General features: G+C 59.0%; 7 protein-coding genes. All 7 read right to left on the bottom strand.

The features are described from left to right. Window positions 1–464, bottom strand: a 464-nt coding sequence (locus NW829_RS04005; RefSeq protein ID WP_414416485.1) for a ribonuclease H family protein, incomplete at its 3' end; no start/stop codon positions are given. Window positions 465–929: 465 nt separating this feature from the next. Beyond that, window positions 930–2,036 (bottom strand): phosphotransacetylase family protein, encoded by a 1,107-nt coding sequence (locus tag NW829_RS04000; RefSeq protein ID WP_414416484.1) that lies wholly within the window; start codon window positions 2,034–2,036, stop codon window positions 930–932. 78 nt (window positions 2,037–2,114) lie between these two features. Beyond that, on the bottom strand, window positions 2,115–3,539 hold the full coding sequence (locus NW829_RS03995; RefSeq protein ID WP_414416483.1) for a TrkH family potassium uptake protein: 1,425 nt from the start codon (window positions 3,537–3,539) through the stop codon (window positions 2,115–2,117). Window positions 3,540–3,598: 59 nt separating this feature from the next. Then, entirely contained in the window at window positions 3,599–4,288 is a 690-nt protein-coding gene (locus NW829_RS03990) for a potassium channel family protein (protein ID WP_414329043.1), read from the bottom strand. 70 nt (window positions 4,289–4,358) lie between these two features. Then, window positions 4,359–5,705 carry an ATP-dependent protease ATP-binding subunit ClpX gene (gene clpX, locus NW829_RS03985; protein WP_414329044.1) on the bottom strand — a complete coding sequence of 449 codons (1,347 nt, stop codon included), beginning with the start codon at window positions 5,703–5,705 and terminating at the stop codon, window positions 4,359–4,361. An 812-nt stretch (window positions 5,706–6,517) separates the two neighbouring features. Next, on the bottom strand, window positions 6,518–8,578 hold the full coding sequence (gene ligA, locus NW829_RS03980) for an NAD-dependent DNA ligase LigA (protein WP_414416495.1): 2,061 nt from the start codon (window positions 8,576–8,578) through the stop codon (window positions 6,518–6,520). 32 nt (window positions 8,579–8,610) lie between these two features. Beyond that, window positions 8,611–10,638, bottom strand: a complete 2,028-nt coding sequence (locus tag NW829_RS03975) for an ArsA family ATPase (protein WP_414416482.1) — start codon at window positions 10,636–10,638, stop codon at window positions 8,611–8,613. Between the last annotated feature and the right edge of the window lie 46 nt (window positions 10,639–10,684).

Below are 10,684 nucleotides of genomic sequence, written 5' to 3'. Positions count from 1 at the left end.
TACTCGTTCCAGCGCAGACCTTGGTGGGCTGGGATCCAAACCACCTGCACCTGAGGGCACTGCTGCTTTAGTTGATACAGTTCCTGAACCAGATCCAAGTTTTCCACCGGCCCGGTGCGCCGCCGCCACCCCTGCGCTGCCCAGCGATCCATCCAGTCGTTGTAGGTCTGTACGCAAAGGTGGGAGTCGCTGTAGATGGTATCTACGCCGTTGCCTTGGGTGTCACGGCAGTACCGCAAAGCCCGAATTAAGCCGGTCAGTTCCATGCGGTTGCTGGTGCTATCGGGATCCCCTCCCCAAAACTCTTCCACAATTTGATCATCTTGAACCACCACCACAGCCCATCCCCCTGGCCCCGGATTGGGAGAACATCCCCCGTCCGTGAAGATGCCGCTGCGGGGGCAGGCAGCCAGACGGCTGGGGCGCGCTCCTTTGCGGCTGCGCATCCGTGAAACCTTGGTCATGGTGCTCATCCGATGCTAACGGGAAGATTTGGGATCCCGGCTCGACAACAGACACTGCATCTTATTGCAGAAGGGCGTGCCGGCACCACTGTTTAGTGTATTCAGCTTCAGAAAAGCTTTGTTTCACACTATTAGCAGCATAAACCCCGTCAACATCAGCTTACGTGACACTGACGCACAAGGTTAAAAACAGTACGAACAAAAACCCCCAGAAAATCTGGGGGAGGAGTGGTGTGTTGAGGTGATGAATACTCGCATGATATCTCTCGAATTCGGTGAGTAGGCCAAACCGGCGAGAGATCCCTGCGTTTTTTTGCAGAAATCATTGCAGATACTGGAAAGCATCAGACACTAGAAGCCAGCGCATCAAAACTGAGCTTATTTCATCTTGATCAGGTATAGTGCTCGCTCTCGGAGAATTACCTATTTAGACACCAGATGTAGAGAAGCCTTAATGACTTTATCCTACGCACCTGCCGCCGACACTAGGGGTTGTGTTAAGCCCAAATGGGCATAGAGACGGGAAAAGTCAAAATTTGCTGACATTAGCTCTTGGATGCAGCGGACTTTCACCTCCTCGTGTAGGCGAATCTGCCCAAAAACCCGTTCGATGCGGTTGATGGTGGTGAAGGTGTCCAGATCCACCGAGAGAATCGGCACTTCCAGCTCTTCTGCTCGAGACCGAATGCGGGGATCCAGAGGGAGCTTGCCGGTCAAGATCAGGCAGAGGGTGGAAGTTTCTAGGGCGGCCAGTTGAATATCGGTGCGGTCTCCGCCGGTGATCACCGCCTTGTGATCCAGCTTACGGAAGTACTTCAAGGCCGAGTTGACGTTCATCGCCCCTACCGCAATGTCTTCAACCATCAGGTCCATCCGATCCGGACAGCAGAGCACCTCGGCATCCAGTTGCCGCACCAACTCCCCAACGCTGATGCTGCGCAAAATGCGATGGGAGGGCAAAATCCCCAGCACCGGGATCCCGTGTCCCTCCAAAAAAGGCCGAATGATCGTTTTTGCCGGTTGCACCTGGTCGGGCGGCACATCGTTCAGCAGCACGCCTGCCAAGCGGGATCCCAGTTGACGATGGACAAAGAGAAGAGAATCAACAGCCAAGGAGGAATGGTAGCGACTGATCAGCAGTACCGGAGCATCCAGGGCTTGGGCCATCTTGGCCAGCGACAGGCCAAACAATTCCCCCTCGTAAAGATCGGCTGGGCCTTCCAGCAGCACCAAATCGGCAGGGGAGCGCTGGACAAACTCCAACAGAGGGGCAACCGGGCACTCTGGAGCTGGATCCCCGGGAGCTCGCTTCATTTGAGCCAGCAAAGCCTCTTCGTTGAGCCGGAGCAGCATCGGCGGCATTTGATCCATCGTCAGCCGCAGAGACTCCGCCACAAAGCGCATATCCGGATCGCCCCCTTCCAGCGAGCAATCTTCCCGCTCGCAAGAACCGATGGGCTTCCCATAGGTGACTTTTATCCCTTGCTGCTGCAGATGCTTGGCCAAACCCAAGATGGCAGCCGACTTACCGCTGAAGGGCTCAGTAGAACCAATTAAAAGGAACTTGGACACGGATGGCTCCCGGTAACGAGAGGGACGAAGGGATCCCTTACTCAGTCTAACGGAGGCTGCTCTCTCCTCAGTTCTGGACTAACCGATTAGGATCGACTCTTCAGGGTAGGTTACCAACGGGCGGGGCTGTTGTTGAGCCAAGGCCAAGACAATGGTCAATGCCCCCAACCGGCCCCAGAACATCACCAGCACAATGATCAGTTGGCCAAACCAGTTGAGCTCCCCGGTAAAGCCCGTCGAGAGGCCGCAGGTGGCAAAGGCGGAGATCACTTCAAACAACACCGGATCCAACCTACTGTTACTGTGGGTCAGCAAAATCAACCAAGCCGCCAACAATACCACAAACAGAGAAACCGTCAACACCGCTGCCGCCTTGCGCACCATGGAGGGATCCAAGCTGCGCCCGGCAATCTGAGCGCTGGGCAAACCGCGGGCATAGCCCCAGAGGGCCAACACCAACACCGCCAAGGTGCCGGTGGTCATGCCGCCCCCCATAGAAGCTGGGGCTGCCCCAATAAACATGAGAGCCATCAGCAGCAACTGGCTTGCCGGGGTCAAATCCTCAATGGGGATCCCGGCAAACCCAGCCGTTCGGGCAGAAACCGACTGAAAAAACGTCAGGCCCAAGCGGCGGGGCCAGCTCACCTCCAGCAGGGATCCGCCGGGCAAGCTCTCTCCCAAAAACAAGCCAATGCCGCCCGTGCAGAGCAAAACCACCACCACGCCCAGGGTAATCCGGGTGTGCAGAGAGGGGCGGTGGCCCCGTGGCCAGGTTAACAAATCCGACAAAACTGGGATGCCCAAACCGCCGATAAAAATCAGACCGGCCAAAATCGCCAGCGACAGACCGTCTGTAGGGATCCCTTCCCGGCCAAACAGGTCGAATCCCGCATTACAAAAGGCGGACACCGCGTGAAAAATAGCCAGAAAAACCGCCCGCTCCGGCCCATAGAGATCCCGCCAATGCACCCAGAGCAGCAGAGCCCCCCCCAACTCAATGAGAGTGACCCCCAGCAGCACCCGCCGAGTCAATTCCAGGATCGCCCCCGGATCGATGAGCCCCAGCGAATTGCACAGCGCCAAGCGATTGAGGAGGGAAATGCGCCGCCCGATCAATTGAAACACCACCACCGCCAACACCATGAAGCCCACCCCGCCAATCTGAATCAGGATCAGCAGCACAATCTGGCCCAACAGGGTGAGATCCTCCGCCGCCACAATCGTCGAGAGCCCCGTCACGCTCAGGGCCGACATGGCCGTAAACAGCGCCTCATTCCAGCTCAAGGGATCCCCGCGCCCGATCCCCGGCAACATGAGCACCAGAGTTCCCACCACTGCCAAGAGCCCCAACCCTGTAACCAGGCGCAATGGCGGTGGCAGCGGGCGACGCCTGTCCCCCCCCAAAAACCACTGCAGACGATTCCCAAAGGCCCTAGAGGACTGAGACAATGCCGAGCCCGGTGTCGGCAGGTAGCGGGCGCGGGATGGCACCGGTGGAACCAAGCGCTCAGGCCCCTCCTCTCGCGGAAGCGGGGCGGAGTCCTCTCTCATCGGATCCCTCCCTACATTTCATTCAGCCGCGAGATGTTGGTATTGGCCCCCAGAACCACCAGCAAATCCCCCTTTTCCAGCAGGTAGTCTGCGGGGGGAGAGACCACCAGCGATTGCTTTCGCTTCACCACCAGCACCGTGATGCCGAAGCGGCGACGCAGATCCGACTCCGCCAGCGTATGGCCCACCAACGCCTCCGGCACCTGTAATTCCGTAATGCTGTAGCCCGGCTCCAGCTCTAGCTGATCTAGGATCCCCGGTGCTGTCAACACCTGAGCCAAACGGCGCCCTGCCTCTTGCTCCGGCAACACCACCCGATCTGCCCCCACTCGCAGGAGAATAGAGCGTTGCCGCTCGGTCGACGCCTTACAGACCACATTGCGCACCCCCAGACTTTTCAGGGCCACCGTCGTCAGCAAATTGCTCTCAAAATCGCTGCCAATGGCCACCACCACCGTGTCGAAGGAGAGGATATCCACCGCTCGCAGCGCATCTTCATCGCTGGAATCGAGTGCCACCACCTGCGTCAGCTGATCCGCCAGGCGCTGCACGATCTCACGGCTGCGGTCGATCCCCAAGACATTGTGCCCTCGCTCCATCAAGGTGAGAGCCAAGCTAGAACCAAAGCGCCCCAGACCAATTACCGCATATTCACGATCCACCCGCTGTCGTTCGCGCCAGCGGAACGCAGTCCCTGCCATAGGATCTCCTGCCCCCTCTTTCAAGAACAGATCATAAGTTCATCCAGCAGGGATCGGAAGGGCCGCGACTCTAGGCCGACTCAGGCTTGGGCAGCGTAGAGGGGTGAGGAATCAGCTCGCGGGTGGAACGGCGCTCCACCATCTCGGCGGTGATGCGGATGTATTTCAGGTCGCGGCGGGAGGGTGCCTCGTACATCACATCCAGCATTAGCTCTTCCACAATGGCCCGCAGGGCGCGAGCCCCGGTCTTGCGGCGATAAGCCTCTTTGGCAATGGCAGCAATGGCGGCAGGTTCGAACTCCAGTTCCACCCCGTCCATGCGCAACAGCTTCTGCGCCTGCTTGAGAATGGCGTTTTTGGGCTGCGTCAGGATCGCCTCCAGCGCCTTCTCATCCAGCGGATCCAAAGTCGCCACTACCGGGAGCCGCCCCGTGAATTCGGGAATCATGCCGTACTTGATCAAGTCTTCAGGCTCCAAAGCCTTGAGGGCATTGGCCATACGTTGCTCGCGGCTAACCGACAATTGCTCCCCTGGCTTGATAAAGCCCATCGATTTCTTGCCAATGCGCTGCTCGATTACTTTTTCCAGGCCAACAAAAGCCCCCCCGCAAATGAAGAGGATGTTGGAAGTGTCGATTTGAATGCAGTCTTGATAGGGGTGCTTGCGCCCTCCCTGGGGAGGCACGTTGGCTATTGTCCCTTCCAGCATCTTCAACAAAGCCTGCTGCACCCCCTCGCCGGAGACATCGCGGGTAATGGAGGGGTTCTCGCTTTTGCGGGCAATTTTGTCGATTTCGTCGATGTAGATGATGCCGCGCTGGGCCTCTTCTACGTCCATGTCCGCCACCTGCAGCAGGCGCAACAGGATGTTTTCCACATCCTCGCCCACATAGCCAGCTTCCGTAAGGGTGGTAGCATCTGCAACCGCAAAAGGCACATCCAACATGCGAGCCAGGGTTTCCGCCAGCAGGGTTTTGCCGGAGCCAGTGGGTCCAATGATCAAAATGTTGGACTTCTGTAGCTCCACCTCATCCAGTTCCGAAACTCCGACGCTACCGGGGTTGGCCTTGGCAGCCAGACGCTTGTAGTGGTTGTAAACCGCCACCGACAAAACCTTCTTAGCTTTTTCTTGGCCAATCACATATTGGTCGAGATAGCGCATGATCTCCTGCGGCTTGGGCAACTGCGCCAAAGAAGGCAGGCTGCGGGAGGATTTTTTAGGAGCTTCACGCCGGCCGCCGGCAGGGGCGGCAGCAGGAGGAGTGTTGCCGTCGTAGAGTTCCTCATCCAAAATCTCGTTGCAGAGCTCCACGCACTCGTCACAGATGTAGACCCCCGGCCCCGCAATCAACTTACGCACCTGATCCTGTGACTTGTTGCAGAAGGAGCACTTTAGATGGGAGTCATATTTGGCCATGGGATCCTCGTTGCTGCTTGCTCTTGGCTATCCTAATCCGGCAAAAGCCAGAAGAAAACTAAACCTTCCAATCCAGTCGCAAATTGGCTGCGAAAGCGTAAGGAGGCCGAAGTTGGTGGAATCTCACTGACCTACTAGTCTAGCATCTCCACTGGGCTCGTAGGGCCTGTTTCCGGATCCCCAAGGGGGCAGGGTGCCAAGAGATTCCCATGGGGATCAACTGGAAAGACTGGAGATATAGTCATTTCAAACTGGATTGAGACACTTTCCAAGCGCTCCGTGCCGCTTCCGCGACCACCCACTCTTCAAAAGGGAGCTGGGAAGCAATGCAACGGAGGTGTTTCATTCTTGCTTCAAAGTGACCATAAGCTTCTCCAGCGCTCTGCGCTACCCGTGCAAACGCCACAGCCTCGGTTCTCCCCAAGTGTCTCACAAGGAGGAAAACTGGAAATGGAAGGGGTGAGCCGTTTCGCTGCTATCGGGAATGGTCATACATCCTTTGGACGGATTTATAGAAAAACCGCCCGACTTGACGCCGAGCGGAAGATGGTGTGAGGAGTGAACGGAAACATGCGTCTCCGCTGATCCCATCATAGTTGAACTTATCTGGCACTGGCAAAGGAATCCTTCAGTTAAGTTGGATACTTTTTGGAGGTGTGGCCGCGCCTTTTTGTAACCAAAAAGGGGAAGGAACTGTCCGTGTTTCGTTCGCTTCCCCCTATTGGCGTCCACTCCTCACTAGAGGTGAATCATAAACTATCCCTGCCGCTAAGACAACCCACCCTACCCAAGTTTTTCGGGGATCCACCCTGTCAAGGATGCAGATCACCGGATTCCACGGTGGGATCCAGCGCCAACAGCTCCGCTTCGGTCAGCAGGGGGATCCCCAGTTGTTGGGCTTGCTCCAGCTTAGAGCCGGGGTCAGAGCCCACCACCACGTAGTCGGTTTGGCGGCTGACGCTGGCGGTGACTTTGCCCCCCCGACTCTCAATCCAAGCCTTGGCCTGCTGGCGGGAGAGGGTGGGCAAGGTGCCGGTGATTACGAATTTTTTCCCGGCCAGGATCTGGGAGACGGCAGGGTTCTCCTGCTGAGGAAGAGCGGGGATCCCTAGCGCCTGCAACTCCTGCAGCAGCCGCCGGTGGGCGGGATCGGCAAACCAGGCCACCACCGCTTCCGCCACTTCCGCGCCTATCCCGTAGATCTGGGCGATGGTTTCTGCGCTGGCTTGGGCCAAAAGCTCAGGGGTGGGAAAATGGCCGGCCAAAATCTGGGCAGTGACCACCCCCACATGGGGGATCCCCAGCCCGTAGAGCACCCGTTCCCAGGGCTGTTGACGAGAGCGCTGAATGGCTTGCACCAGCTTTTGGCTGGAGCGGGATCCCATTCCCTCCAAACCCTGCAACTGCTCTGGGGTGAGGCGGTAGAGATCGGCTACGGTGCGCACTCCCAAGTTCTCCACCAATTGGGCTGCCCGCTTTTCCCCCAAGCCTTCGATATCCAAAGCATCGCGGCTGGCCCAGTGCTGCAATTGGCCCCGCAGCTTAGCCGGGCACTCAGGGTTGGGGCAGCGGGTCACGGCTTCGCCGGGGGGACGAACCAAGGGGGTGTGGCATTCCGGGCACTGGCTGGGCAGGCTGTAGGGAACGGCATCGGCAGGGCGCAATTCCTTCAGGATCCCGACCACCTCCGGGATGATCTCCCCGGCTTTGCGCACGATGGCAGTATCGCCGATGTGCACGTCCAGCTCCCGCAGGCGATCGGCATTGTGCAGGCTGGCGCGGCTGACAAGGGTGCCGGCAAGAGGAACCGGCTCCAACTCTGCCACCGGGGTGACGGCGCCGGTGCGGCCTACGCTGGCGAGGATGGCGCGGATGCGGGTGGGGACTTCCTGGGCAGGGTATTTGAGGGCAATGGCCCAGCGGGGAAATTTTTGCGTAAAGCCGGCCTCCTCCTGCAGCCGCAAGGAGTTCAATTTCACCACCACCCCGTCGCTGGCGTAGGGGAGCTGGGCACCCCGCCATCGCTCATAAAATTGGATCACTTCTCCCAAGCCCCGACAGACCTGGGAAAGGGGGTTGACTGGAAATCCCAATTCCTTGAGCTGCTGCAGACACTGCCACTGGGTTTGCGGGGGATCCCCGGCAGGCCATCCCTCCGGCCAGTGGAGGGCGTAGGCGAAGAAGCTGAGCTTGCGGGCGGCCACAACGCGGCTATCCAACTGCCGCAGGGTACCGGCAGTACAGTTGCGCGGGTTGGCAAAGGGGGGATCCCCGGCGGAACGACGCTCTTGGTTGATCCGTTCAAACTCGGCTAGGGCCAGATAGACTTCCCCCCGCACCTCCAAAACGGGAGGCGGATCTGCTGTCGCCAGCCGCAGGGGAATCGAACGAATGGCGCGCACGTTGGGGGTGATGTCCTCTCCGGCCTGTCCGTCCCCCCGAGTAGCACCCCGCTCCAAAAGACCCTCGATGTAGGTTAGGGCCAAGGCGGCGCCATCAATCTTCAGCTCACATACATATTCCAGCTCTCCCTCTGTCCTGCTGTCGGGAACAGGGGCACGGCCCAAAACTCGCAGCAGACGCTCTTGCCACTCCTCTAGCTCTTCTGGGTTGAAAGCGTTTTCCAAGCTGTAGAGGGGGATGCGGTGGAAGACGGTGGGAAAATGCTCTGCAGGTTTTTCTCCCACCCGCTGAGTAGGGCTATCGGGGGTGACCAGTTCAGGGTAAGCCCGCTCCAGCTCTTGCAGCTCGCGGTAAAGGCGGTCGTAAACGCTGTCTTCCAGGATGGGAGCATCGTGGACATAGTAGGCAATGCTGGCCTTCTGCAGCAGGGTGCGCAGCTCGCGGGCGCGTTCTTCCAACTTGGGATCCATAACGCTTTGGGTGAGCAAGGTCTACCCCTAGGTTAGGGCTCCTGAGGAGCCAACAAGTAGGAGCCGATATTCTCCACGCTGGGAGAATGCAGCGAGGGAATGATCAAGATAGCCTGCTGGGAAAATGGCTGGGGGAGCTGGGCCAGAAGAGTCTGGTGACGACGGCAGAGGGCCTCTCCAAAGGGGGTAGAATCCTCCAACCACACCCGATTGAGAACGGCGTAGGGATGAGGGATCCCCAAAGCATCCAGTTCCGCCAAGAGACGCTCGGTTTCCGCCAGAACCGCCTGCTCGGGGTTAAAGACGGGGATAAAGGTGACAAGCTGGGGATCCTGGAGCTGCTGCCGAAGCTGCCGCACCTGGGCCAAAAGCTCCCGCATCCGCTGCGCCCATTCCGACCTGCCCACCACATCCCGATATTTCAGCCACAGCTTCAGGGCCAAGCTTACCCAACCTTCCAGAGCCTGGGGCATCTGCAGAAACCGCAAGAGATGGCCTGTGGGAGCCGTGTCCAGCACCACCAGGTCGAACTGCCCGCTCGTCTCCTGTCGGAGAACACTCAACAGGGCCATCACCTCATCCAAGCCGGGTGGGGGCATCTGCAGCAGTTGCCGCCACGCCTGTGGGTCGTATTGGACTTCCACCCCTGCCGTCCCCTCCCCTGCCAAGATGGCCGCCACCTCCTCCAGATAATCCTGCCGGAATTGCTCCAGCACCGCCGCCGCATCGACCTCCTGCCCCAGCAGGTTGGGCAGCAGGGGGATGGGATCCTGACCCAGTTTCGTCTGAAACAGATCCCCCAACGAGTGGGCCGGATCGATGGAGACCAGCAAGAGCTGCTTGTCGGGATGGCGCTTGGCCAAGGTCCAAGCCAGGGCCCCGGCCACCGTCGTCTTGCCCACACCCCCTTTGCCCCCCACCAACACCAGTCGGATCCCTTGGGTCAAAAAATCCGGTAGGGACGGGATCCCCCTGAAGGAAGGGAAGAGGGTGGAGAAGAGAGACTTTCTCTTCTCTTGGCTCTCTGCTTTTTGCTCTGGGATCCCTTCCAACTCCAGCAGCACCTCTGGCAAGGGGCGAAGCTGCTGAACCAGCTCATCCAGGGCCGCCAACCCAACCGGCTCCTGCAGTTGATAGGGACAGATCCAGATAGGATATCCGGGCAGCTCCTCCTGCAGGGCTTTGAGCACGCGCCCCTGTTCTTGCTGCCGCGCCGAGTAGAGAGGAGAGGGGAGAGCAGCGGGCAGCGAAGGTTGGCTGTTATTCTCTCTTGCAAGCAGCACCTGATTGACCAGAAGACCGCCGATGGGCACGCGGCGGTTTTGCAGTTGCTGACAAAAGCGGCGGGTTTCCGCCACGCTCAACTGCTCCGGGATCATCACCAGCCAAGCAGAAGTGCTCTCCGGAGTGGTCAAGCGGGCTTTGCCCCCCTCCAGTTCCCTCTGCAACTGGGCTAAAAATGCATCCGCCTCATCCGGTCGATAGGTGCCCGTCAGGGCTTGGGCGATTTCCCGGTGCTTGGCCTGAAAGGTGGCAAACACGGCCAGCAGATTATCCAAAAAGTCGGGCAGCTCCAACAGCCGCAGGGTGTGCCCGGTGGGGGCCGTGTCCAAGATAACGGTATCCACCTCCTCCCCAGCCAGCAGCCGGTTGACCTCCAGAATCGCCATCAGCTCATCCACCCCCGGCCAGGCTAAATCCCAGATCGGCAGCAAATCCTCTCGGCCAAACCAACTGCCCCGCTCGGCAATGAGCTCCAGGGCCGGCCCATAGGTTTGCCGAAAAGACCGCAGCAAAATCTCCGCCTGCAAAGCCCGCACCTGCAAATTGGGGCGATCCGGCAGGGGTTGGGCCACATCCGTAACCGAGATTTGCAGCACGTCCCCCAGCGAGTGGGCGGGATCTGTGGACATCAGGAGCAGACGGCGCTGGGGATCCACCTGGGCCAGTTGGCGAGCCAGCGCGCAGGTCAGGGTTGTTTTGCCCACTCCTCCCTTGCCGCTGAACAGCAAGAGGCGTTGGGAAGCCAAGAGCAGAGGATGGCAGGAATGCTGATACATTTACGCTGAACACTGCTGACCATTACTGCTCAACGGTGAAGCGATA

Source organism: Synechococcus sp. R55.8, from assembly GCF_047461895.1.
Lineage (GTDB): Bacteria > Cyanobacteriota > Cyanobacteriia > Thermostichales > Thermostichaceae > Thermostichus.
Note: the sequence above shows the minus strand (reverse complement) of the source record. Positions and strands in the feature narration are given on the sequence as shown.